The following is a 23,529-nucleotide window of genomic DNA, read 5'->3' as shown; positions in this document are numbered from 1 at the left end:
GGCCGGCTTGGCTTTGTAATTCGGGATCAGCCGGGCGGGCTGGCTCCTGTCTGGCGTTCGGCCTTGGGCGAGGCGTCGTCGTCGCCGGCAAGATAGCCTTGCAGGTAGCGCGCGCCTTCGTTTATCCACACCTGACATCGGTCGTGGGATTCTTCCACGCCGGCGCCACAGGCACCGGCCATGATTCGGGCTTCGGACGGCACGCCGGCCGTCAGCAGGCGGCCGGCGAAGGCTTCGCCTTCGGCACGCAGCGCATCTTCCTCGGCCACCTGGATCAGTGTGGGCGGCAGGCCGGCCAGCCGCGAGGCAAGGGCCGGGGCCGCGTAGGGGTGCACGCTGGCGGCCGGGGTAGGCAGGTAATCGCGGTAGTACCCGGCCAGCCGCTGCAGCATTTCCAGCGGCACGCTGCGCCCGCCTTGCCCCACCGCGCACGATGCGTGCTGCAGGCAGGGATCGGTAACCGGGCGGATCAGCCACTGCGCGCGCGGCTCCGGCAAGCCGCGGTCGCGCAGCATCTGCGACAGCGCGATCGCCAGGTTGCCGCCCGCCTCCTCACCCACCACGGCAAAGCGCAGCTTGTCCACCTTGAGGCGGCGCGCATGGCGCAACACCCACTCTGCGGTATGGAACGCATCTTCCGGCGCCGCCGGGAACGGGAAATCGGGGGCCAGCGAGTATGCCGGCGTCACCACCACCGCGGGTACCGTGCCGGCCAGCGAGCGTGCCAGGCGCTGGGACTTCTCCAGGCTGGCGTCGACAAAGCCACCGGCGTGCAGGTAGATCAGCCAGGGCAGCAGCGGCGCCGCCTTGCCCGCCGGATAGCCCGGCGGGTAGCTCAGGCGCACCGCGATCGTGCGGCCGCTGCTTTCCACCGTATGCTCGGTCGTATGCCCCTCGGCCAGTTCGGCTGCGGAGGCTGCTGCTGCGGATTTCGGTTGCGTGGGCGACATGGCGGTGACTTGTTGCGCGCTAACGGGTGCACTAGCGGGTGCACTAACGGGTACGTTAACGGCGCCTCCATTGCATATTGCGATGCAGCGAATTATGGTGGTTGATAAAGGTGGGATAAAGCGAGGCTTTGCCAATGCACTGTTTCTCAGGTGGAATAATGGCGGTTTCCACGATCGGGAAACCCTTCGCTGTGCAAGGTCATCCGTTTTGTGATCCACTCCCGCACTTCCGCATCCGCGCCACACGCGCAACCCGTCATGCGCCTGGCCGGGGCGCACCCTATTCGGGTGCCTGCCCTGCCGGCCAGACCTGCCTGTTTCCTTATCCGGGGGAGTGAACATGGATCGTCTCGTATCAATGCAGGCATTTACCCGCGTGGTGGATGTAGGCAGCTTTGCGCGGGCGGCCGAGTCGCTGGACCTGCCCAAGGCCACGCTCACGCGCCTGATCCAGAACCTGGAAACGCACCTGGGCGTCAAGCTGCTGCACCGGACCACCCGGCGCATCAGCGTCACCACCGACGGCGCCGCCTATTACGAACGCTGCGTGCGGATCCTGGCGGACGTGGAAGAGGCCGAGCAATCGCTCACCCACCAGAACAACACGCCACGCGGCACGCTGTGCGTTGACACCACCGCCGGGCTGGCGCAACTGGTACTGATCCCCAGGCTGCATGAGTTCTTCGCCGCGTATCCCGAGCTGAAGATGGAGCTGACCATCAACGGCAAACCCATCGACCTGCTCAAGGAGGGCGTGGACGTGGTGCTGCGCGTGGGCGATCCGGTGGACGACACCATGGTGGCGCGCCGCATCGGGCAACTCCGGCTGGGCTTCTACGCCTCGCCGCTTTATCTCAAGAGCCACGGCACGCCCACCCAGCCCAGCGACCTGGTGCAGCACAAGGCCGTGAATTACCTGTCCAATCGCACCGGCCGCGAGATGCCGTGGCCGATGGGAGCGGGCGAGCAACGCACGGAAATGCTGCTGCCCTCGGCCATTTCCACCAACGACGCCGACGTCTACCTGGCCTGCGCGCTGGAAGGCCACGGGATTGCGCGCATCTCGCGCGTGATGGCGCTGCCGTATGTGGAAAGCGGCCGGCTGGTGGAGGTGCTCGCCGACTGGCCCACCGACTCGCTGCCGATCGCCGCCATGTATCCGCAGAACCGCCACCTGTCGGCCAAGGTGCGCGTCTTCGTCAACTGGGCAGCCGAGCTGTTCGCGCGCCATCCGCATTTCGGGGAAACACAGGCTGGGCCGGCCCGGCAGCCCCAGCCGCCCAAACTGGCGGCCTGAACGCGCCACGGGCTAGGTCGCGCTGGCCTTGGCGGATACGTTGGACGCATCCGCCACGGCCAGCGCTTCCACCTCGAACAACATCCCGTCGAGCGCCAGCCGCGGCACCGGGATCAGCGTGCAGGCCGGCTTGGGCGCATCGCCCCAGGCCCGCGCCAGCACCTCCGCCAGCACGCGCAGGCGCGCCTCATCGTGATCCACCACCAGTACGGTCAGCCTGGCAACCTGGTGCAAGTGCGAGCCGGCGGCGGCCAGCGCCACGCGCAGGTTGTCCAGCGCCTGCCGCACCTGCGCCTCGAAACTCTCCGGCAAGCTGCCGTCCGCCCGCTCGCCGCCCTGCCCGGCCACGCAGATCAGGCTTGCGCCGGGCGCCACCAGCGCCACATGGGAATATCCGTTGGCGCTCGGATCGTAGAGACCGAGGGGATTGAGCATGGTGAGCTGGCGCTTGGCGGGATGCGTTAGTGAGGCCGACATGGATGCAGTTTCCTTTTTCGGTGGCAATGCGCTGCTTGGCCGGATGCGGGACAGGCTCGACAAGGCTGCCCGCCTGCCCTAATATCCAAGAACGTTTTTGGATATTAGGCGCGCCGCATGAATTACACAACAGAAAGCTTGGATAACCCTACTGGTTCTCCGGGTGATCGCATCCTGTTCCTGCTGAAGACCAAGGGCGCGGCCTCGACCACGCAGATCGCGCAGGCGCTCGGCGGTACCGCGGAAGCCGCGCGCCAGCAGGTGCAGAAGCTGCTCGCCGCCGGACTGATCGAAGGCCGCCAGCAAAGCGCCAGCGGTGCCGGACGGCCGCGCCAGGACTGGACCCTGACTGCCAGCGGCCACGGGCGCTTTCCCGATACCCATGCGCAGCTCACCATCCAGTTGATCGGCTCGGTGCGGCAGTTGTTCGGGGAGGAAGGGCTGGACAAGCTGATCGGCCAGCGCGAAGCGGAAACCCGCCAGCAATACCTTGCCGCCGTCGCCGGCCAGGAGCAGCTCGCGCAGCGGCTGGCGACCCTTGCCGCGCTACGCCAGGCCGAAGGCTATATGGCACGCCTGGAGCAGGACGGGGCGGACTGGCTGCTGATCGAAGACCATTGCCCGATCTGCGCCGCGGCGCGGACCTGCCAGGGATTCTGCCGGGCCGAGCTGCGGATCTTCCAGGAAGTCGCCGGCAGCGAGGCGACGGTCACGCGCGAGGAACACCTGCTCAGCGATGCGCGCCGCTGCGTGTACCGGGTCAGGGCCGCGGCATAGGTTGCCGGGGGACAAACAGCAAGCAAACGGAAAGCAAACAGAAACCGGAGACCCAGCCCATGCCCCGCCGCCACGCAAACATGCCGATGGGATTGCTGCGTCAAGCCGCATTCTGCGCCACCCTGCTGCTCTGCGCGCTGGTGGCGCGGGCACAGCCGGCGCCGGCACAGGTCGTCGATATCCCGACCCGTCCCGGCGTGACGCAGCGCTTCCTCTACCTCGCGCCCGCGCAGCCCAAGGCCGCCGTGATCCTCTACGCGGGCGGCCACGGCGGCCTGCAGATTTATCCCAATGGCAGCCTGGGCTGGGGTGCCGGCAACTTCCTGGTGCGCGCACGCCAGCTCTTCGTCGACAACGGGCTGGCAGTTGCGGTCATCGACGCACCCAGCGACCACCTGACCTCCCCCTTCCTGAACGGCTTCCGCCAGTCCGCCGAGCATGCCGAGGACGCCAGGGCCGTGATCGCCTGGATGCGCGGCCATACCAGCCTGCCCGTATGGCTGGCCGGCACCAGCCGCGGTACGCAGTCGGTGGCCGCCATCGCCATCCGGCTCGCGGACGGCGGCGGCCCCGACGGCATCGTGCTGACCTCCACCATCCTTCGCGAGGAACGCGGCCGCCCGGTGCCGGCGATGGACCTCGGCAAGATCAAGGTGCCCGTGCTGGTCGTGCACCACGAGCAGGACGGCTGCAAGCTCTGCCCGTTCAGCGACGTACAGGGACTGATGGACAAGCTCGCCAAGACGCCCAAGGCCGGCCTGATCCAGTTCGATGGCGGCAACAACGTGGGCGACCCTTGCGAAGCCATGGCGTATCACGGCTTCAACGGCATCGAGCCGCAGGTAGTGCAGGCGGTGGCGAGGTGGATCGGGGAGCGGTAGGCGCGAGGTTGGGGCTGCACCCGCCAGGATAGGCAAGTGACATTGCCGGCGGAGCACGCGCCGGCGCGTTACCCGTTACCCGTTACCCGTTAATTTCCCGGGGCCGCGCGCAGTGCCGCGCCCGCCCCCGGCGTGCTGTCACTCGGCCTGGATGCCAGCCGCCTGCACGATGCGGCGGTACTTATCCGTTTCCGCGGAGATGAACTCGGCAAACGATGCGGGGCTGCCGCCGACGATCCGGTAGCCGGCCTCGGTCAGGCGCGCCTGCACATCGGGCTGGCGCAGCACCTGGCCGACTTCGCGGTTCAGCAGATCGACCACTTCCGGCGGCGTCTTTGCCGGCGCCAACAGGCCCGACCAGACGCCCATGTCGACCGATTCCAGCCCGCGCGTTTCGCTGACCGTGGGCACCTGCGGCATCGCAGCGGCGCGGCGCTTTTCACTGAGCGCGATGGCGCGCATGCCGCCGGACTTCACATGGGCCTGGGCGCCGGACAAGGTCACCACCGCCAGGTCCAGTTGCTTGCCCAGCAGATCGTTGATGATGGGAGCCGCGCCCTTGTAGGGCACGTGGAACAGTTTCACCTTGGCATCGAGATTGATCAGTTCGCCCATCAGGTGCTGGGGCGTGCCGACGCCGGCAGTGCCGTAGTTCAGCTTGCCGGGGTTGGCCCGGGCCAGCGCCAGCACCTCGTCCATGGTGCGCGCGGACAGACTGTTGCTGCCGACCAGGACCAGGGGCTGGGTGCCGACCAGCGCCACCGGCGCAAGGTCGCGCTGGCCGTCGTAGCGGATCTTCGGATTGGTCAGGCGTGCGATCGACACTTCGCTGCCGGAGCCCAGCAGCAGCGTATAGCCATCCGGCGCGGCTGCCACCACCTTGGCGGCGCCAATGGTGCCGCTGGCGCCGCCGACGTTCTCCACCACCACCGGCTGCTTCAACCGCGTCGACAGCTTCGCGGCAACGGTGCGGGCGACGAAATCGGCGGCGCCACCGRCCGCGTAAGGCACCACGATCACCACCGGCTTGGTGGGGAAATCGGCAGCGAGCGCGGGCGCGCACAAGGTCGCGAACGCGGCACACGCGGCCAGCCATTGCTTCACAAACATGGGGATATCTCCTGAAAAAAGCGCCGCGTACGGCAAAGGGCACGACTATAGATTCAATGAAGGGCGCCGTAACCGATAGCGGCGTGCGATCCCGGAGGCAGCGCGGCGGCCATCCGCTCGATCGGCAGGGTGGAAAAGCCGGTCGATGGGCTAGTGGCCGCATTGTCGGGAATGCGCGCAACCGAGCGCGCATTCCCGATGCACACCCCGTCCAGGGCCCGCGCCACTTCCCACGATGCGTTGATGCTGTCGGCACCGAAGGGTTGGAAGCCGGTTACAAGCACGCTCATCGCTCGCCCCCTCAGGCAGCGCCGCCGCCAAAGCCGCCGCCGCCCGGGGTGTGGATCTCGAACACATCCCCCGGCTGCATCTCCGCCTGGCCGATATGGTCCAGCGGCTCGATGCGGCCATCGGCCCGCACCACCCGGTTGATACCCGGCGCGCCGGCCTGCCCCCCGGCCATGCCGAAGGCACCATGGTGGCGACCGTTGGACAGGATGCTGGCGGTCATCGGCTCCAGGAAACGCACCCGGCGCACGCCGCCGTTGCCGCCCTTCCAGCGGCCGGCGCCGCCCGAACCCTCGCGGATGCGGTAGCCCTCCAGCCGGACCGGGAAGCGGAACTCCAGCACTTCCGGGTCGGTCAGGCGCGAGTTGGTCATATGGGTCTGCACCACGCTGCTGCCGTGGAAGCCGCCCGCCAGCTGGCCGGTCTCGTCATGGAACCCGCCCGCGCCGCTGCCGCCCGAGATGGTCTCGTAGTACTGGTAGCGCGCGTTGCCGAACGTGAAATTGTTCATCGTGCACTGCCCCGCCGCCATCAGCCCCAGCGCGCCGTACAGCGCATTGGTGATACAGGTGGAGGTTTCCACATTGCCCGCCACCACCGAAGCCGGCGGATTGGGATTGAGCATCGAGCCCGGCGGAATGACCACCTGCAGGGGTTTCAGGCAGCCGGCGTTGAGCGGGATATCGTCCTGCACCAGCGTACGGAAGACATAAAGCACGGCCGCCATGCACACCGCGCGCGGCGCATTGAAGTTATTGGCCTGCTGGGCACTGGTGCCGGTGAAGTCGATCACGGCGCTGCGCGCGGCGGCATCCACCCGCACCGACACGCGGATCTGCGCGCCGTTGTCCAGCGGCAGCGTAAACTCGCCGTCGCGCAGCCGCGTGATGACCCGCCGCACCGATTCCTCGGCGTTGTCCTGCACATGGCGCATATAGGCCTGCACCACGTCGAGCCCGAACTCGTCCACCATGCGGCGCAGTTCCTGCGCCCCCTTCTCGTTGGCCGCCACCTGCGCGCGCAGGTCGGCCATGTTCTGCTGCGGATTGCGCGACGGATATTCGCCGCTGCGCAGCAGGGCCAGCATCTCGCCCTCGCGAAGCCGGCCTGCCTCGACCAGCTTGAAGTTCTGGATCTGCACGCCCTCCTCTTCGATGCGCGTCGAGAACGGCGGCATCGAGCCCGGCGTGGTGCCGCCGATATCGGCGTGGTGCCCGCGCGATCCCACATAGAAGGTGGGCTCGGCGCCTTCGCCCACGTACACCGGCGTGATGACGGTGATGTCGGGCAGGTGCGTGCCACCGTGGTAGGGGTCGTTCAGCACGTAGACATCGCCCGGGCGCATGCGCCCGGCGTTGCCGTCGATCACCGCCTTGATGCTCTCGCCCATCGAACCCAGGTGCACCGGCATATGCGGCGCATTCGCAATCAGGTTGCCGGCGGCGTCGAACAGGGCGCAGCTGAAATCCAGCCGCTCCTTGATGTTGACCGAGTAGGCGGTGTTCTGCAGTTGCAGCCCCATCTGCTCGGCGATATTCATGAAGAGGTTGTTGAACACCTCCAGCAGCACCGGGTCCACCGTGGTGCCGGCGGCGGTCAGCGCCGGCCGCGCCATCGTGCGTTCGAGCATCAGGTGGTCCAGCGCCGTCAGGCTGGCCTGCCAGCCGGGCTCGACCACGGTGGTGGCGTTCTTCTCGGCGATGATGGCCGGGCCGGCCAGTACATCGCCCGGCCGCATGTCCTCGCGCACCACCAGCGCGGCGTCCTGCCACGCCGGCGCGCCGTCGGTGCCCGCGGTGAACATCGGCACGGTGCCGCGCCGTGGCACCTCGCGCACCGGATGCAGCGGGTGTGCGCGCTCGGCCGGCGCATCGCCCGGCACCACGGCCTCGACCGACACCGCCTCCACCACCAGGCCCTTGCCCTGCATCAGGAAGGCGAAGCGCTGGCGGTAAGCCGACTCGAAACCCCGCACGATCTGGTCCAGATCGCCGTGTGGCACTACCAGGGCCGCATCGCTGCCTTCGTAGCGCACGTGCACGCGCCGGTGCACCGCGACCGGTGCATCCCCCGCCGCCTGGCGCCGCAACTCGGTCTGCGCGGCCTCGGCCAGTTGCCCCAGGGCCGCGTCGATCGCGGGCAACGCCGCCGCGTCTAGGCGGGTTTCCACCGCCTGCTCGCGGATCACGTTCTGGTCGGCCAGGCCCATGCCATAGGCCGACAGCACGCCCGCCAGCGGGTGCACGAACACGCGCGTCATGCCCAGCGCATCGGCCACCAGGCAGGCATGCTGGCCGCCCGCGCCGCCGAAGCACTGCAGCGTGTAGCGCGTCACGTCATAGCCGCGCGCCACCGAGATCTTCTTGATGGCGTTCGCCATCTGCTGCACCGCGATCTGGATAAAGCCGTGCGCCACCTCCTCGGCCTGGCGGCCGCTCTCGCGCGCCAGCGTGCCGAAACGCTCGCGCACCACCTCCGCGTCGAGCGGCTGGTCGGCGCCGTGGCCGAACACGTGCGGGAACCAGGCCGGCTGGATCTTGCCCAGCATCACGTTGGCATCGGTGACCGCCAGCGGCCCACCGCGCCGATAGCTGGCCGGGCCGGGGTTGGCCCCCGCGCTTTCCGGCCCCACGCGAAAGCGCGCGCCGTCGAAGGTCAGGAGCGAACCGCCGCCGGCCGCCACGGTATGGATGCTCATCATCGGCGCGCGCATGCGCACGCCCGCCACCTGCGTCTCGAACTCGCGCTCAAATTCTCCCGCGTAGTGGCTGACATCGGTCGAGGTACCGCCCATGTCGAAGCCGATCACGCGCGCCTGGTCCGCCAGCCCCGCGGTGCGCGCCATGCCGACGATGCCGCCAGCCGGGCCGGACAAGATGGCGTCCTTGCCCTGGAACGCCTGCGCATCGGTCAGGCCGCCGGAGGACTGCATGAACAGCAGCCGCACGCCTGGCATCTCGCCGGCCACCTGGTCCACGTAGCGGCGCAGGATCGGCGACAGGTAAGCATCGACCACGGTGGTATCGCCACGGCTGACGAACTTCATCATCGGGCTGGTCTCGTGCGAGGTGCTGACCTGGGTGAAGCCGACCTCGCGTGCCAGGCGCGCCGCGGCCTGCTCGTGGGCGGCATAGCGGTAGCCGTGCATGAAGACGATGGCCGCGCTGCGCAGCCMTGCATCGTAGGCGGCCCACAGCCGCTCGCGCAGGTGGTCCTGGTCCAGCGGCTCGACGACATCGCCGTGCGCGCCGATGCGCTCCTGGGCCTCGATCACCCGGCTGTAGAGCAGTTCCGGCAGCACGATATGGCGATCGAACAGCCGCGGCCGGTTCTGGTAGGCGATGCGCAGCCCGTCGCGGAAGCCGCGCGTGGTGATCAGCAGCGTCGGTTCGCCCTTGCGTTCCAGCAAGGCATTGGTGGCCACCGTGGTGCCCATCTTCACGCATTCGACCAGGTCCGCCGTCACCGGCTTGCCCGACGCCAGGCCCAGCAGGTGGCGGATGCCGGCCACCGCCGCGTCGCGGTACTGCTCCGGGTTTTCCGACAGCAGCTTGTGCGTGACGAGGGTACCGTCGGGACGGCGCCCCACCACATCGGTGAAGGTACCTCCACGGTCGATCCAGAACTGCCAGCGGGGAAGGATTGCGTTTGCCATGATGTGTGCCAGTACGAGTGGAAATGCCCGTGCAGTATATCCACGATTTGTCGATAAATTGGCAACGTTTTGCACCATTTGAACCGGGGGATTTCCCTAGGTACCGGATGCGGGCCGGGCAGGCGGCGATTTCCGACGCGCCCTGCAGATCGGAGGGAATGCGCAGCCAAGCCAGCCTGCCCGTCTGGCTGGCCGGCACCGGCCGCGGTACGCAGCCGGTGGCCGCCATCGCCATCCGGCTCTCGGACGGCGGCAAGGTCAAGGTGCCCGCGCTGGTCGTGCATCACAATGCAGGACGGCTGCAAGCGCGGCCCGTTCAGCGAAGTACAGGGACTGATGGACCAGCTCGCCAAGACGCCGGAGGCCGACCCGCAACAACTTGGGCGGCCCTTGCGAAGCCTAGGCGTATCGCGGCTTTATGCGGTTTCATGCGGCAGGTGGTGCAGGCGGCGGCGAGATGGATCGGGGAGCGCGCCGCGCGAGCTTGCCGGTGCATCAGGTTTGATCCGATGCGCGAACACCTTTGCACGATTTTTTCGCTATGCGTCCAATGCGCGCACAACAGCAAGAATTCGAACACGGTGCATGACATTTTCGTGACAGCGCCGCGCGAATTCGAAAAAACGCCTTGCCGGCCGCGCGGGACCAGGTGCTAGGATAAGCAAGTGACCTCCTCGGCGGAGCATGCACCGGCGCATTCCCCGTTCTCCGTTACTCGTTACCCACTCCCGATCCGCCGGCATGGAGGTTGCGATATGACTGGATCCCTGTTCTTTCGGAACACGTGGCGTCAAGCCACCCTCGCATGCGCGCTCGCGGGCTTTGCACTCGCTGCGCACGCTGGCGACATCACCGGCGCAGGTTCCACCTTCGTCTACCCCTTGCTGGTCAAATGGGCGGCCACGTATCACACCAAGACAGGCCAGGAGGTGAACTACCAGCCCACGGGTTCGGGCAACGGCATCCGGCAGATCAAGGCAGCCAATGTCACCTTCGGTGCCTCGGACATGCCCCTCAAGCCGGATGAATTGCGCGCTGCCGGGCTGGCGCAGTTTCCGCTGGTGATCGGCGGCGTGGTGCCGATTGTGAACCTGGATGGCGTCGCGGCGGGCCAGATTCGCTTTACCGGCCAGTTGCTGGCGGATATCTACCTCGGCAAGATCGCCAACTGGAACGACCCCGCCATCAGCGCAATCAACCCCGGCATTCACTTCCCCGACCAAAAGATCCTGGTCGTGCATCGCAGTGACAGTTCGGGAACGACGTTCAACTGGGCCGACTATCTGTCCAAGGTCAGCGGCGAATGGAAGAACGCCGTGGGTGCCGGCACGGTGGTCAAATGGCCCACCGGCGTCGGGGCCAACGGCAACGACGGTGTGGCCACTTATATCAAGAATGTCAAAGGGGCGATTGGCTATGTCGAACTGACTTACGCCCTGCAACGCAAACTGCCTTACGCAGTAATGCAAAACAGAGACGGCGCGTACGTCAGCCCTTCACGTGAGAGTTTCAGCGCGGCGGTGGCATCCGTGAACTGGACCCAGCAAACGGATTTCTACCAGGTCATCACGGACGCGCCCGGCACGCAGGCGTGGCCCATTGCCGGCGCCGTGTTCGTGATCATGCCAAAAGTCCCCAAGGATCAGGCAAGCGCACAGGGTGCGCTTGCCTTCTTCAAATGGGCACTCAACGACGGGCAGGCCGACGCCGCTGCCGAGCACTATGTGGCGCTGCCACCCGGACTGGTCAAGCAGATCGAAACCTACTGGCGCGACAACTTCAAGTAAGCCTGGCAAGTCACGCAAGCGGGCAAGGGGATGCGCCGGTCAATGCTCGGTACTGCCGGCCCTGGAGCTCCAGTCGGTGTGATCGGACAGATAGTGCCTGTAGGCGTACTCGACCTCGGCATCGGCGTCCTCATGCGCCTGCAGCGGATTGTCCCAGCATTTCGCGCAGGTGTGCCGCGAGGAGGCCGCCGGCTGTACGCCCGCCGTGAATGTCACAAAGCCCCGGTAACGCCCCCATGGCAGTTCCTCGACAGAAGTGACGATAAAAAGATCGCCGCGCTGGTATGTCGCCATGACTGCGCTCCTGCATGCTGAAAAGGGAAATTCATTCTAGCAGCGGCGCATGGGATCACAACCCCGGCATTGTTCTTCGCTGATGCAAATCAAAATGCCGCGTCGCCCGGATCACGTGCCGTCCTTCTCTCCCGCGGTGGGCGCCGCCGCAGTCACTGCTTTCGGAGACTCAGGGGGCGCACCGCTGATCTTCGGGATGCACTCGGAACGGAACCACGCCACGGTGATCGGTTCCCCGGCCATGATGCGCCTGGCGGTCGGCACGACCTGCTCCCCGATCAGCATGCCAAGCAAGCCGACCAGGGCAATGGCGGGCGGAGCTGGCGAGCGGACCTGCAACAGCGCATAGATGATGCCAACCAGGATTCCCGCGCCCAGCGAAACCAGATAGAGCTTCATGACTTTCCTCCTTGGTAGTGTTGCGTGCCACACCGCCAGTCATGTCAGGCGGCGCACCGCCGGCGTAGCGAAACGAGTGGGCAACGCAACGATGGCCCTCGCTCAGAACGCCCGGCAGGGGCAGCCGAACGCGCCGCGCCGCGGCTGGTAGCCGCCTAATGCGCGCACCGGCGCCCAGTCCGGCATGGCCGGCGGTTCCTGGGCTTCTGCATGAAAAGGTTGTAGGCCAGCCGGATGGTCAGCAGGCCCTCGGCATGCGGGGACTCGAGTGTCGTGAACCGCCCGTTCATCAGGATCAGTTCGGGCCTGGAAGGCTGATGCATGGCAACGCTCCTGCACCCCGAATGCCATCTGCGGCAGGTGATCGATGAAGATCAGCTGGCAGTTCTGTGGGGTCAGTACTTCGAGCCTGGGATTCGTCATGATGTTCTCCGGGGACAGCAGGTTTCAGGCGAGGCAGCCTCGCCGGGATCAGTGTTCCGGATTGCGCGCCATGTGCGCTCGCGGGAAGCGGGGTGAAGTTCGCCTCGCGCGCGGAGCCTAACTAATATAGGAAGTCTTTTCGGGCGGACCAGTTTTTCTTGTCTTCGCCGCATTGCGGGACGGGAGAGCCGGGACGGCCGGGGTAACGGTCTAGTTCAGGGATCGGTCCGACGGCTGAGTTCGGGCAGGAGCGGGCCTCCGCTTGCACCCAGGCCATAGCGGCATTGCCAGCTTCCTGAGTTAATATCTCCCGAATAAGAAAAAATCCGGGGGTCAAATGAAAGCGCTGTTCGCTGTTGCCGTGCTGTTCGCGGTCGGGCTGTTTCTTCTCGCACTACTCAAGGTGAAGCGGGGTGGTGCCCCTGCCACAGCAACTTCGGGATATCTGTTTGCCCGAAGAGCGCCATTCATGCGTAATGATGAGATTGAGTTATATGACAGGCTCGTTATGGCGCTGAGAAACGCACATGTCTTTCCCCAGGTGTCCATGTCGGCCTTTGTTCAGCATAAGGGCAAGGCGCAGGCTGCACGGAATATGTTTTCGCAAAAGTACGTGGACTATCTTGTCTGCGAACGTAAGACAATGCGGCCGCTGTATGTCATTGAGCTTGATGGGGCTTCTCATGGGTCGGCCAAGGCGCGCAAGCGTGATGCGCAGAAGGATCAGGTGCTGGCGTCGGCGGGGATTCCTATCAAGCGGTATACATCCAAGGACGTGGATTTCACGGTCATTCTTGGGGACTATGTTTCGGTGACTAGCCTCGCACTGCCTCCAGATACTGTCGCTGTGACTCCTGGCGGTATCGCTCAACAGCGCTAGGCGCAACCTTGCGCAAGGCACCAGAAAGGACGCCCAACACCAATTCTCAGATATTGTCCTTGGCACCCCGCTTTGGAGCCGCCGCTGAGCGGAGCCTGGCGACCGAAAATCCTATTCCTGCTGCCATGGGTGCGGAAATTACCAGGCCGAAGACCGGCTTTCGGCCAAAACATGCTCCCTTCCGCCCAGGAAAAAACATGCTGCTTCCGCCTTCAGGCTGGCTGGTGAGCGAGACGAAAAGTGAGAGAGATAAATGGCGAATCAAGTAACCACGGGGGAAGTGCGTGTCGCGGTGCTGGTGGATTGCGACAATACGACGCCTGAGATTCTCGAACATGCCCTGCGCGTAGTCGCGCAGTTTGGCCGCGTAGTGCTGCGCAGGGGCTATGGCAACCACGCCACGCTGGCAAACAAATGGCAGGATGCGCTCGTGCGTCTGGCCTTCACGCCTTGCCTGCAATACCAGTATGCAGCCGGGAAGAATACAGCCGACATTGCCTTGGCACTCGACGCGATGGAAGCCATGTTCGATTCCCGCGCCGATACTTTCTGCCTGGTCACCAGCGATTCGGACTTTGCATACCTGTGCCGGAAGCTGAGGGAGCGTGGTGCTACGGTGCATATCGTGGGAGAAGCAAAGACACCCGACGCGCTTCGCAATGCCAGCGACCAGTTTTTCGAATGGGTTCCGCCCGAGCCGGCAGGCGAACCGGTAGATCCTGCCAAGCCGAAGATTGCTGTTGCGCCTAAACCATCTGTAAAGCGCCGTCCGAAGGCCGTGATCAATGCGGTCGCACTACTGGCCGGGGGCACGCCTGATGGACGGGTTGGACTGGGGGCGTTGGGACAGTATCTTAAACGGACTGATCCTGCATTTTCACCCAAGGCATTTGGGCATGCGGCATTGTCGGATATGGTGCGGACGTATCCTGATCTCCTTATGGATCAGCCAAATGGGACCGGAATTTGGGTTAGTTTTAGGCCGAAGGGGGATGGAGGGGAAATTTGAATTGAATAGGCGTGCGCACAGGGAATATGACCGCAACCGGCTGCGGATTCAACCGGTCGATGCAACGGTTGAAGAAATCGTTCGGCGGGGGGTTTCATAGTTCAGGGTTTTCCGCTGAAGCCGCACCACGCCTTACTGTTTAGGCAACAAGTCCTGCAAGTCACGCAAGCTGGGAGCCGCGTTTGGTGCTTGCGAAGAGTACACCGGCGCGGCCGGCAGGCCGGGAGCGCCCGACCCAGGCTTGGGGACGGCGGCGGGGTCCAGCCGGCCATTCTGGCCAAGCGTGATCTGGCTGCAGCCGGGCAGAATGCCGTCTTTTTTCAGGCTGTTGGTGATATCTATGGCCAGCACCGCCCCCCGCTCTTCAATAGCGATCGCGGTACCGCCACGGCTGAAGGAGAAATTTCCCCGCCACACGGCCCGGCTCTGTTTGACGTCCCTGAGCGTGGCGCCATAGCTGGCAGAAAGGCGCGCGCCGCCTTGACCGCTGACGACGCCGCCGCCATGGCTGATCGTCAGGATGGTGTCGGCACCGAACGCATTGGCCCTGGCTAATGGTCCGTTCTGGTCCAGTTCCAGGCCAGAGACCTCTTCGAAGCTGGTATTTGTCCCGCACTGCCTGGCAATCTGCTGGAACTTGGAACGAAACGCACCGGAGAACTCCGGGCCCCAGCCCATGCCAGCGCTGGAAATCACATATAGACGGACCGGCCGCCCCTGGTAGTCCATCGCGCGATTGGTGGCCGCGACGGTAGGAGCCGCGCAGGCGCTGACAACCAGCGTGGCGAAAAACAGGATAGAGACAAGCGAACCACGGGATGTGCCACGCATTGATCAGGATCCCTGCATCGAATAGGTGAAGAAATAGCTGCCGGAAACCGAGCGCATGGTATAGGTCTGCCCGTACCTGACGAGCTGATAGCAATGTTGCATTCCAATGAATCTGGGGTTGCCCATGTCGAAACAGACTTCGTTGCTCTCCGGCATAATGCGCCAGCGGCCATCGGAATAGCCCCGCGTCTGCATGTTGGTTACGCCGAAAGCCCCGTTCTGCTTGAATTCAAGCTCGAGCGGTGTGCCATTTGGCGAGATGGCGACGATGCGCGTCAGATTCGCAAAATGGCTGCTCAGATCATCCCCGGACAACCGCTGGCCCGGCTCGGCCGCGGGTCTTGCTGTGCCCCTGGGGCTGCTGGCCGCCACGATCGGCGCAGGAGGGGCAGCGCTCTCGGCGCGGAACTTCGCCAGGGCCACTTTAGCTCGCGCTGGCACCTCGGCGATCCACTCCGCCGGAATGGCGAAGTTAAGATTCTGCGCCTCGCGAATCGTGAGGTAAGGTATGCCGAGCAAGCGACCTTCGGTATCGAACAGCCCTCCACCGCTAGATCCGCCGGAAATCGGGGCACTGATCTGGATGCGCGACAGCTTGTCATCCCTGTCCCGATTCAGCGCTGCCACCAAGCCGTCGCTCAGTGTCAACTCCATCCCACTCGGCGCGCCGATGGCAAATACCCGCTGACCGACCTTCAGCGTCGAAGCCGGCGCAATCTTGACCGCCGGGGCAACCAGGCCCTTGGCTCGGAGGATGCACAGATCCCGCTCCACGTCGGCATGCACAAGACGTGCCTCGTGCAGCGTGTTCTCATGCTTGATGGAGATGGCCTTTCCCTGCGCCAGCACGTGGCAATTGGTGACCAGCTCTTCCTGCCCGATCACCACCGAGCTGCCCAACTTGATGCGCTGGCCTTGCGCGTTGTAGACGCTGACCAGCCAGATGCTGGGTGAGCGTTTTTCGTAGAGCTCGCCGGCGTCCATCGCCAGGCACGACGCGGCGGACAGGAACCCGCCCATTAGCAACGCAATATGCCAGTGCAGCTTCCTGATCTTGAAATGGATTCCCATACTTGCCGTATTTCTACGCGTCGCTGCGTTTGTTTACCCGCCCCGCCTATTCGGCTTCTGCCAGCCCAATTGGCGAGCGGCCTCGCTTCTTTTCAGGCAGCGCCAATAATAAGCTAAAGCATGACTCGCACGCCAGCCTCCCGCTGGTGGGATTATTGTCTCTAGCCAAATTCATTTAAACGCGCCTTGACATGTATTAACAAGTCATCAGCCGTGGGATTTTTCGTCAGGGTCGTTCTTGCGAATGCATCAAATTTTCGACTTGGTGTGTCAACCAAACTACGGCAATCCTCACTCCATGCACTCAGGGCCAATGCCAATGACGACACTGACTTCATCCTGAATATCCATGCAGCCTTCCCCGGAAATCGGCGATGAACCTTTTTACGAGCCGCAGCGCGGGTAGACACGGTGCAAAGTCACGCCACCGCCTGGCACGAATGCTATCGCGCCGCAAGCGGTCATTCCGCTGGACGGCCCGCTGCATCCCAGTACGGCGGGTCGCCGATAGCCTCCCGTATGCATTGCACAAAGGCGCGCAGCTTGGCCGAAGCACGCTGGCCCTCGGGGTGCGCCACGTAGATGGATTCCGCCGCCGCCTGAACGCCCGCGTCGATCACCTGCAGCGCACCGGAACGGATCGATGCGCCGACGATAAACGTTGGGAGCAACGCGATGCCCAGGCCCGCCAGGGCGGCGTCGTGCATCATGTCGCCGTTATTGACGCGCAACGCAACGTGCGTGCGAACCGACAGCGCGCCATCCGGGCCCGCGAGGCGCCAGTCGGCCACGCCCCGGTTGACGTAGAAGATGCCACGGTGCTGCTGCAGGTCCTCGATGGCGCGAGGCGTGCCCTGCCGTGCCAGATAGGCCGGCGACGCAACCAGGACACGCCGGCTCGGGGCAAGCTGCCACGCCACCAGCCGCGAATCCTCCAGCGCGCCGTGCCTGACCACGGCATCGTAGCCCTCGGCGGCCGCGTCCACGCGGCGGTCATCCAGGTCCAGCGTCAGTTCCAGCTTCGGGTGCCTGGCAAGAAAGGGATAGAGCGCGGGGCCGAGATGCATGCGGCCAAACGTCACCGGCGCGGAGATCCGCAAGGGGCCGGCCAGGCTGCCGCGCCGCTCGGCCATGTCGGAGGTGGCCTCCTCGACCTCACGCATGATGCGTGCCGCCCGCGCCAGGAATGCCAGGCCGTCTTCGGTCAGGCTGAGCTTGCGGGTAGTCCGGTGCACCAGGGTGGTGCCCAGCTGCCGCTCGATATCGGCCAACCGCTCGCTGACAACGGATTTCGACAATTGCAGGCGGCGCGCCGCTTCGCTGATCGACCCGGACTCCGCGATGGCCACGAAGCTGGCGACGCCCTCAAGTTTCAACATTGTCCGGTTTTCCCGAAAAGCAGTTCCGTGATTCGCACTCTACCGCGAACAGCCACGGCGAACCATACTGGGTACCGAAAGCGAAAGGTGATCCGGCGTTGCCGCGACTCACTATGCTGATTATTCGAAACGCAAAACCCCTATGTATCAATGCGCCCCCATGCGACGTTGTCGCCAGGCGCAAACCAGGAGATCGAAATGGGACGCTTGTCCGGAAAAACCGCCATTGTCACCGGAGCCAGTTCCGGCATCGGCCGCGCCACGGCGCTGTTGTTCGCCGCCGAGGGCGCCAGGGTTGTGGTTGGCGCGCGCCGCGCGAGCGAACTGGACCAACTGGTCTCGGAAATCCACGCGGCCGGAGGCGAAGCGGCGGCGCTGGCCGGCGACGTACGCTCGGAGGACTATGCCCGGGCGCTGGTAGCGCTGGCCGTCGAGCGCTACGGGCGGCTGGATATCGCCTTCAACAATGCAGGCACTCTGGGCGAAGGCGGCCCCAGCACCGAAGTGTCCGAGACGGGCTGGAGCGACGCCATTGCCATCAACCTGACCGGCGCCTTCCTGGGTGCCAAGCACCAGATCGCGCAGATGCTCAGGAATGGTGGCGGCTCGGTAATCTTCACATCCACCTTCGTCGGCTACACCTTCGCCTTTCCGGGGGTGGCCGCCTACGCAGCCAGCAAGTCCGGCCTGATCGGGCTGACGCAGGCGCTGGCGGCCGAGTTCGGCCCGCAAGGGGTGCGCGTCAATGCGATCCTGCCGGGCGCGGTGGATACGGAAATGTACCGCACGATGAACGACACCGCGGAATCGCAGAGCTTCATCACCAACCTCCACGCGCTCAAGCGCGTGGCAAAGCCCGAGGAACTGGCACGGTCGGTGTTGTACCTGGCGTCGGATGACTCGGCCTTCGTGACCGGCACGGCTTCGCTGGTCGATGGGGGTGCGTCGATTACGCGGACTTGACGTTCCGGCCGGCCAGTATTGACGACCTTGTCCTAGTGGACTAATATGGGCTTAGTCCACTAGGAGCACTTATGCAGGTCGTTAATATCCACGATGCCAAGACGAACTTCTCCCGGCTAGTCGATGCCGCTGCCGGGGGCGAAGAGATTATTATCGCCAAGGCCGGGAAGCCCGCAGCCCGGCTGGTCCCGATGGAGCGCGTTAAACCAACGCGCCGCTTCGGTACGTTGAAAGGAAAGGTTCATATCGCGGACGACTTCGACGCGCCGCTGCCCGATGACGTGATCGCTGCATTCGAGGGGCGTTGATGCGCCTTCTGCTCGATACGCACATCTACCTGTGGGTCGTGACAGATGACCGCAGACTCCCGAAGACTGCTCGCGAGATGATTGCAAATGCCGAGCACGTCTTCGTAAGCAGTGCGAGCATCTGGGAGGCATCAATCAAAGTCGGTTTAGGCAAGCTGGACGCCGACGTGAATCAGTTGGTGTCAGCCATAGAAACAAGCGGTTTCTCGGAGCTGCCGGTGCGGGCTGTGCATGGCGCAGCGGTGCGCGATCTTCCCGATATTCACCGCGACCCGTTCGATCGGCTTTTGGTTGCCCAAGCAATGAGTGAGCCCCTCCGGCTGGTGACTTCTGACGGTCGCCTCGCCGGCTACACCGAACTTGTTGTGACCGTCTAGGAAAATACGCTAGCGGATTGCTACTACGGCTACCTCGACTGCTCCTCGCCAGCAGATCCGCAGCACGCTGGCATCACCCCTCGCCACCCTCCCCCTGCTCATCCAACGCGGCCAGTTCGCTCAGCACCAGCGTCTCGTGCGCGAGCACGGTCGCCAGCGAGAGCAAATGGCCCTGCGTTTCTTCAGTCAGGTTGCAAAGGGTKCCGCCGGCAGCGTTCTCGATGGCTACGGACAACAGCGCGTTGAGTTGCGCGGTCTTCTCGGCGGCGAGGCTTAGCGGGCTTTCGGATGGGGCATGCGCGGTCAGGAACGTGTCGCGACCTGCGCGTTGGGCGGTGATGTTGTAGCGCGGGTAGTCATACATCGTGCGCCCTCCGTTGGGACGCGCTCGGGCGCTGGCAGATGACGGGAGCGTTGGGACAGGCGAGTTGCCCGGAATGGGCGAGCGAAGACTGGGGCATGGGAGTGCCTCCTTCTTAAGCGATTTCAACCCCGTTCCCCGCTGTCAATCGGGGTGGGCGGGCGCATGGCGAGGTTGACAGACCGGAAAGAAGGAACCGGCGAGCCCGAAGGCTCCCCCGCCCAGGCCCACCCATAGGGGCGTGCAAAGGCGCGACGGACATAAAAATGCCGCCTGGTGGCGGCTGTCCGCCTTCTTTTCGGGCTGTCAAACCCGGCCGCTGTGGTTGCAGCGACGTGCGAAGTATAGCGTGGGGTGGCGCAGCCCAAACTGGCCGCAACAAAAAGTCACACCCCTGCCTTGATCAACCGCCACATGCATCAGAACGATGCCGATGCCGTAAAGCCGTTCAACCGCAACCTACAGCAGCCGCTTGGCCAACTCCGCGCCATGGGCAAAGCCAGCCGTCTCGGCCGCCTCCGCCGTCGGGAACAGGTCCGTCACCTTCGATGACTCCAGCAAGGTCCCTGCAGCCCGGATATTCGTGCCGGGGCGGCAGACCCGGACCGTGTACTCCCAGACGTTGGGCGTTCTGGGCCGCACCTGCACCTGTACCTCATGTGTCTCAAAAACCCGCTTCTTCCATGCAATCTCTTTGATCATCGCTGTCTCCGATTCTTATTGGAGAATCGCAACGTCGCCAAGGGCACGCCATTCGTTGAATCGTGCCCGTCACAAGCGCCATGACGCCTGCGGGCTATCGTTGGAATCTATCCGCCATCGTATCAAAAGTTGGTATGTCTGCTCTATGATGCCAGGCAATGTCACCGCCCTGCCGCACGCCAGATCAGACCATGACACTCGCCACCCTGCTCCTGTTTCTCTTTGCTTCCGCCGTGACCATCGCCACGCCCGGCCCCACCGTCCTGCTCGCCCTGAATAACGGCTCGCGGCATGGCGTGCGCAAGGCAGCGTGGGGCATGGCGGGCGCGATCGCTGCAGATATCATCCTGATCGCCACCGTTGCGGCCGGGCTTGGCGCAGTAATCGCAGCATCCGAGATAGCCTTCGCGTTGATCAAATGGTTTGGCGCGGCCTACCTGGCCTATGTGGGATGGAAACTGCTGCGCTCCGGCAATGTACCGGCCACGGCACCGGCGGAATTCGCGGCGGCCGTGGATAGCGGCCGGGCACATGTGTTGTTTTCACGCAGCTTCCTGGTAGCCGTCACCAACCCGAAGGCGTTGCTGTTTATTTCGGCGTTCCTGCCGCAGTTCATCGACACCAGCGCGTCCTTGCTCCCACAGTACGCCGTTTTGACGATCGCGCAATGCTTGCTGAACCTGCTGGCCATGCTGGTGTACGCGGCCCTTGGCGCCAGGATCGTGCACGCCTTCCACGGCGACGGCATGCGCTGGCTGAATCGCGTATCCGGCGGCACGCTGATGGCGCTGGCGGGCGGACTGGCGCTGTTCCGCCGCGCACAGGACTGAGGCCCCGCCGGGCTCAGAAAATCGAATGCCCGCTTAGCGTAGTCAGCCACTCCAGCGCCTGCACACCCGCCAGCGAGTTGCCGCTGTGGTCCAGCCCCGGCGACCACACGCACACCGCCCAGCGCCCCGGCAGCACCGCCACGATGCCGCCGCCCACGCCGCTCTTGGCCGGCAAACCCACCCGGTAGACAAAATCGCCCGCGGCATCGTAGGTGCCGCAGGTGAGCATCAGGGCCGAAAGCCGCTTGGCAGGGCTGGCGCCGAGCACGCGCTCGCCGCTCCAGGGCACCACGCCGCCGTGCGCAAGGAACAGCGCCGCGCGCGCCAGGTCTTCGCAGGTCATGGCAATGGCGCACTGGCGGCAATAGGCGTCAATGACTTTGTCCACCGGCATATCCAGCCGGCCAAAATCCTTCATGAAGTAAGCCATGGCGCGATTGCGGTCCGCGTGCTCGCGCTCGGACTGCGCCACCTTCGGGTCGTAGTCGATGGCCGGGTTATTGCTGAGCCGGCGGATGAACTGCACCAGCGCGGTCTCCGCCTGGACGAAGCGGCTGCACAGTACGTCCGTCACCACCAGCGCGCCGGCGTTGATAAAGGGGTTGCGCGGCTTGCCTTGCTCGTACTCCAGCTGCACCAGCGAGTTAAAGGCATTGCCCGAAGGCTCTCGCCCTACCCGCTGCCACAGGTCCTCCCCCAGCAACTGGAAAGCCAGCGTGCAGGCGAACAGCTTGGAAATGCTCTGGATCGAAAACGGCACCGCGGCGTCGCCCACGCAATGGCTGCGGCCATCGGCAAACACCAGCGCCATGCCGAAACGCGTGGCGGGCACCTTGCTCAGTTCGGGGATGTAGTCCGCCACCCGCCCTTGGCCCAGCAGGGGCGCGATGTCGCGGTGGATGCGTTGGAGGATGTGTGCGTAGTCCATGCCGGGGTCGCCGAGCCGCTCTGTTCCGGGCCGCCGCGGGCCGGACAACATCCGGGCCGCCAGCGGGTTCCGCGTATCGTACAACGAGACATGGCCTTGCAGCGGCCTTACGCCGCCACCCGCCGGCCCCGGTCCAGCGAGGCCGACACGCCAACCGCCAGCAATGCCAGCGCGGCCACCGCCGCACCCAGCCAGGGCAGTTGTGTCAGCGGCAGGCCCGCGCTGATCATCAACCCGCCCAGCCACGCGCCGGTGGCGTTGCCCAGGTTGAAGGCGCCCTGGTTCAGCGTGGAAGCCAGGTTGGGCGCGCCCTTGGCCTTGTCGAGCACGCGCACCTGCGTGGCGGGCACCACCGCAAAGCTCACCATGCCCCAGACAAACAGCGTGAACAGCGTCGGCACCGGAAAATGGCTGGTCCACGAGAACACCAGTTGCACCACCGCCACCGCTGCCAGCAGGCTGGCAAGCGCCGGCATCAGCTTCCAGTCGGCCAGCTTGCCGCCGGCCAGGCCGCCCACGGTGATGCCTGCGCCGAACAGCAGCAGCACCATGCTCTCCTGCTGCGCGGTGAAGCCGGTCACGTCGCGCAGGATGTAGGCGATATACGTAAACACCGTGAACATGCTGACCGAAGCCAGCGTGCTGATCAGCAACGCAAGCTGGACCTGGGCCGCGCCGATCGAGCGGAATTCGCGCAGGATGCTGCCGGCCTGCATCGGAATGGCCTTTGGCAGCCATGCCACCAGCGCCGTGGCGGCGGCCACGCCGATCACGGTGACAGCCCAGAACGTGGAGCGCCAGCCCATCAGGTGGCCGAAGGCGGTGCCAAACGGCACGCCCAGCACATTGGCCACCGTCAGGCCGGTGAACATCAGCGCGACAGCCTGCGCGCGCTTCTCGCGCGGGACCAGCTCGGCGGCCACCACCGCACCAATGCCGAAAAAGGCGGCATGGCAGAACGCCGTGACCACGCGCGCGGCCATCAGCAGTGCATAGTTGGGCGCCAGCGCGCACAACGCATTGCCGAGGATGAACAAGCCCATCAACCCGACCAGCGCGGTCTTGCGCGGCCACCTGGCGGTGAGGATGGCGAGGATAGGCGCGCCCACGGCCACGCCGATGGCATAGCCGGAAACCAGCATGCCGGCAGCCGGCGCGGAGACGCCTAGATCGGCGGCGACATCGGGCAACAGCCCCATGATGACGAATTCGGTGGTGCCAATGCCAAAGGCCGCGGCAGCCAGCGCGAGTAGCGGTAATCGCATGATGTTGTTATTGAAGGACGAGAGAGATCGGCGAAGCTTGCGCGCCCGGCGGAGATGGACGTTGCGCACGCCGCGGCGAAAAGGACAGCACGCCGCGTGCATGTGAAAAGCGCTTTGCGGCGCGCCGGCACGATTGCGCAAGTCCGGCATTCTGCGCCAATTTCGCGCGGGACGTTGGCCGCCCCGCTAAAAACCTTGTGCCCGAAGCGGTCACAAGGCGACTGGCTACGCAGTACTACTCAGCGGTTTCGCCCGTGCATTTCCGTCGACCGCGCAGTACTACGCAA

The 23,529-nt window shown here is 65.0% G+C and carries 24 protein-coding genes and 1 pseudogene; 10 read left to right on the top strand and 15 right to left on the bottom strand.

Annotated features, from left to right (window positions below; genetic code table 11):
* Positions 1-26 precede the first annotated feature (26 nt).
* Positions 27-950: an alpha/beta hydrolase gene (locus AC1DT6_RS07475; protein WP_441628792.1), complete on the bottom strand. Its 924-nt coding sequence runs from the start codon at positions 948-950 to the stop codon at positions 27-29.
* A 340-nt stretch (positions 951-1,290) separates the two neighbouring features.
* On the opposite strand from AC1DT6_RS07475, the gene AC1DT6_RS07470 reads away from it, so the two are divergent.
* A complete protein-coding gene (locus AC1DT6_RS07470; protein WP_441628790.1) occupies positions 1,291-2,247 on the top strand; it encodes a LysR family transcriptional regulator in 957 nt (318 codons plus the stop codon).
* A 12-nt stretch (positions 2,248-2,259) separates the two neighbouring features.
* On the opposite strand, the gene AC1DT6_RS07465 is transcribed toward AC1DT6_RS07470, so the two are convergent.
* The gene (locus AC1DT6_RS07465; protein ID WP_441628788.1) at positions 2,260-2,724 is read right to left on the bottom strand and encodes a RidA family protein; all 465 of its coding nucleotides are present in this window, start codon (positions 2,722-2,724) and stop codon (positions 2,260-2,262) included.
* 117 nt (positions 2,725-2,841) lie between these two features.
* Here AC1DT6_RS07465 and AC1DT6_RS07460 point away from each other — a divergent pair, with 117 nt between their 5' ends.
* The gene (locus AC1DT6_RS07460) at positions 2,842-3,501 is read left to right on the top strand and encodes a helix-turn-helix transcriptional regulator (protein ID WP_441628786.1); all 660 of its coding nucleotides are present in this window, start codon (positions 2,842-2,844) and stop codon (positions 3,499-3,501) included.
* A gap of 59 nt (positions 3,502-3,560) precedes the next feature.
* On the top strand, positions 3,561-4,382 hold the full coding sequence (locus AC1DT6_RS07455) for an alpha/beta hydrolase (RefSeq protein WP_441628784.1): 822 nt from the start codon (positions 3,561-3,563) through the stop codon (positions 4,380-4,382).
* A gap of 138 nt (positions 4,383-4,520) precedes the next feature.
* Here AC1DT6_RS07455 and AC1DT6_RS07450 read toward each other — a convergent pair whose 3' ends face one another.
* The 3 genes from AC1DT6_RS07450 to AC1DT6_RS07440 are packed head-to-tail and all read right to left on the bottom strand — an operon-like array spanning position 4,521 to position 9,435.
* The gene (locus AC1DT6_RS07450; protein ID WP_477114579.1) at positions 4,521-5,492 is read right to left on the bottom strand and encodes a Bug family tripartite tricarboxylate transporter substrate binding protein; all 972 of its coding nucleotides are present in this window, start codon (positions 5,490-5,492) and stop codon (positions 4,521-4,523) included.
* Between the two features lie 53 nt (positions 5,493-5,545).
* The gene (locus tag AC1DT6_RS07445; RefSeq protein WP_441628780.1) at positions 5,546-5,782 is read right to left on the bottom strand and encodes a pyroglutamyl-peptidase I family protein; all 237 of its coding nucleotides are present in this window, start codon (positions 5,780-5,782) and stop codon (positions 5,546-5,548) included.
* An 11-nt stretch (positions 5,783-5,793) separates the two neighbouring features.
* Positions 5,794-9,435 carry a hydantoinase B/oxoprolinase family protein gene (locus tag AC1DT6_RS07440; RefSeq protein WP_477114578.1) on the bottom strand — a complete coding sequence of 1,214 codons (3,642 nt, stop codon included), beginning with the start codon at positions 9,433-9,435 and terminating at the stop codon, positions 5,794-5,796.
* A 755-nt stretch (positions 9,436-10,190) separates the two neighbouring features.
* Here AC1DT6_RS07440 and pstS point away from each other — a divergent pair.
* Positions 10,191-11,222, top strand: a complete 1,032-nt coding sequence (pstS, locus tag AC1DT6_RS07435; protein ID WP_441628776.1) for a phosphate ABC transporter substrate-binding protein PstS — start codon at positions 10,191-10,193, stop codon at positions 11,220-11,222.
* A 39-nt stretch (positions 11,223-11,261) separates the two neighbouring features.
* Here the strand turns inward: pstS and AC1DT6_RS07430 are convergent, their stop codons facing one another.
* The 3 genes and pseudogenes from AC1DT6_RS07430 to AC1DT6_RS07420 all read right to left on the bottom strand — a co-directional run.
* Positions 11,262-11,516, bottom strand: a complete 255-nt coding sequence (locus AC1DT6_RS07430; RefSeq protein WP_441628774.1) for a hypothetical protein — start codon at positions 11,514-11,516, stop codon at positions 11,262-11,264.
* A 111-nt stretch (positions 11,517-11,627) separates the two neighbouring features.
* Positions 11,628-11,915 (bottom strand): XapX domain-containing protein, encoded by a 288-nt coding sequence (locus tag AC1DT6_RS07425; RefSeq protein WP_441628772.1) that lies wholly within the window; start codon positions 11,913-11,915, stop codon positions 11,628-11,630.
* A gap of 333 nt (positions 11,916-12,248) precedes the next feature.
* Positions 12,249-12,338, bottom strand: a pseudogene (locus AC1DT6_RS07420) (hydrolase); the annotation flags it as partial.
* Between the two features lie 337 nt (positions 12,339-12,675).
* Between AC1DT6_RS07420 and AC1DT6_RS07415 the strand changes: the two are divergent.
* A complete protein-coding gene (locus tag AC1DT6_RS07415) occupies positions 12,676-13,218 on the top strand; it encodes a DUF2726 domain-containing protein (protein WP_441628770.1) in 543 nt (180 codons plus the stop codon).
* Positions 13,219-13,471: 253 nt separating this feature from the next.
* Complete coding sequence (locus tag AC1DT6_RS07410; protein WP_441628768.1) at positions 13,472-14,227, top strand: NYN domain-containing protein; 756 nt, start codon at positions 13,472-13,474, stop codon at positions 14,225-14,227.
* Positions 14,228-14,359: 132 nt separating this feature from the next.
* Here AC1DT6_RS07410 and AC1DT6_RS07405 read toward each other — a convergent pair whose 3' ends face one another.
* The 3 genes from AC1DT6_RS07405 to AC1DT6_RS07395 form a co-directional block, all read right to left on the bottom strand.
* Positions 14,360-15,058 carry a hypothetical protein gene (locus AC1DT6_RS07405; RefSeq protein WP_477114577.1) on the bottom strand — a complete coding sequence of 233 codons (699 nt, stop codon included), beginning with the start codon at positions 15,056-15,058 and terminating at the stop codon, positions 14,360-14,362.
* Positions 15,059-15,061: 3 nt separating this feature from the next.
* Complete coding sequence (locus AC1DT6_RS07400) at positions 15,062-16,129, bottom strand: S1C family serine protease (RefSeq protein WP_441628764.1); 1,068 nt, start codon at positions 16,127-16,129, stop codon at positions 15,062-15,064.
* Positions 16,130-16,590: 461 nt separating this feature from the next.
* Positions 16,591-17,508 (bottom strand): LysR family transcriptional regulator, encoded by a 918-nt coding sequence (locus AC1DT6_RS07395; RefSeq protein WP_441628762.1) that lies wholly within the window; start codon positions 17,506-17,508, stop codon positions 16,591-16,593.
* Between the two features lie 198 nt (positions 17,509-17,706).
* Between AC1DT6_RS07395 and AC1DT6_RS07390 the strand changes: the two genes are divergently transcribed.
* From AC1DT6_RS07390 to AC1DT6_RS07380, 3 genes are all read left to right on the top strand, one after another.
* Entirely contained in the window at positions 17,707-18,471 is a 765-nt protein-coding gene (locus AC1DT6_RS07390) for an SDR family oxidoreductase (protein ID WP_045240158.1), read from the top strand.
* A gap of 71 nt (positions 18,472-18,542) precedes the next feature.
* Positions 18,543-18,779: a type II toxin-antitoxin system Phd/YefM family antitoxin gene (locus tag AC1DT6_RS07385; RefSeq protein WP_441628760.1), complete on the top strand. Its 237-nt coding sequence runs from the start codon at positions 18,543-18,545 to the stop codon at positions 18,777-18,779.
* On the top strand, positions 18,779-19,156 hold the full coding sequence (locus AC1DT6_RS07380) for a type II toxin-antitoxin system VapC family toxin (protein WP_441628758.1): 378 nt from the start codon (positions 18,779-18,781) through the stop codon (positions 19,154-19,156). The genes AC1DT6_RS07385 and AC1DT6_RS07380 overlap by 1 nt, the downstream gene beginning before the upstream one ends.
* A gap of 73 nt (positions 19,157-19,229) precedes the next feature.
* On the opposite strand, the gene AC1DT6_RS07375 is transcribed toward AC1DT6_RS07380, so the two are convergent.
* Positions 19,230-19,520, bottom strand: a complete 291-nt coding sequence (locus AC1DT6_RS07375; protein ID WP_441628756.1) for a hypothetical protein — start codon at positions 19,518-19,520, stop codon at positions 19,230-19,232.
* 456 nt (positions 19,521-19,976) lie between these two features.
* Positions 19,977-20,219, bottom strand: coding sequence for a hypothetical protein (locus AC1DT6_RS07370; protein WP_441628754.1), 243 nt, complete (start codon positions 20,217-20,219; stop codon positions 19,977-19,979).
* Between the two features lie 191 nt (positions 20,220-20,410).
* On the opposite strand from AC1DT6_RS07370, the gene AC1DT6_RS07365 reads away from it, so the two are divergent.
* Positions 20,411-21,049 carry a LysE family translocator gene (locus tag AC1DT6_RS07365; RefSeq protein WP_441628752.1) on the top strand — a complete coding sequence of 213 codons (639 nt, stop codon included), beginning with the start codon at positions 20,411-20,413 and terminating at the stop codon, positions 21,047-21,049.
* A gap of 13 nt (positions 21,050-21,062) precedes the next feature.
* Here the strand turns inward: AC1DT6_RS07365 and AC1DT6_RS07360 are convergent, their stop codons facing one another.
* Complete coding sequence (locus tag AC1DT6_RS07360) at positions 21,063-21,977, bottom strand: glutaminase (RefSeq protein WP_035859907.1); 915 nt, start codon at positions 21,975-21,977, stop codon at positions 21,063-21,065.
* A 107-nt stretch (positions 21,978-22,084) separates the two neighbouring features.
* The gene (locus AC1DT6_RS07355; RefSeq protein WP_035859996.1) at positions 22,085-23,242 is read right to left on the bottom strand and encodes an MFS transporter; all 1,158 of its coding nucleotides are present in this window, start codon (positions 23,240-23,242) and stop codon (positions 22,085-22,087) included.
* Positions 23,243-23,529 lie beyond the last annotated feature (287 nt).

It is taken from the genome of Cupriavidus sp. 01L45, assembly GCF_056399885.1.
The sequence above is the reverse complement of the archived record's forward strand: the minus strand, read 5'-3'. Positions and strand labels throughout refer to the sequence as shown.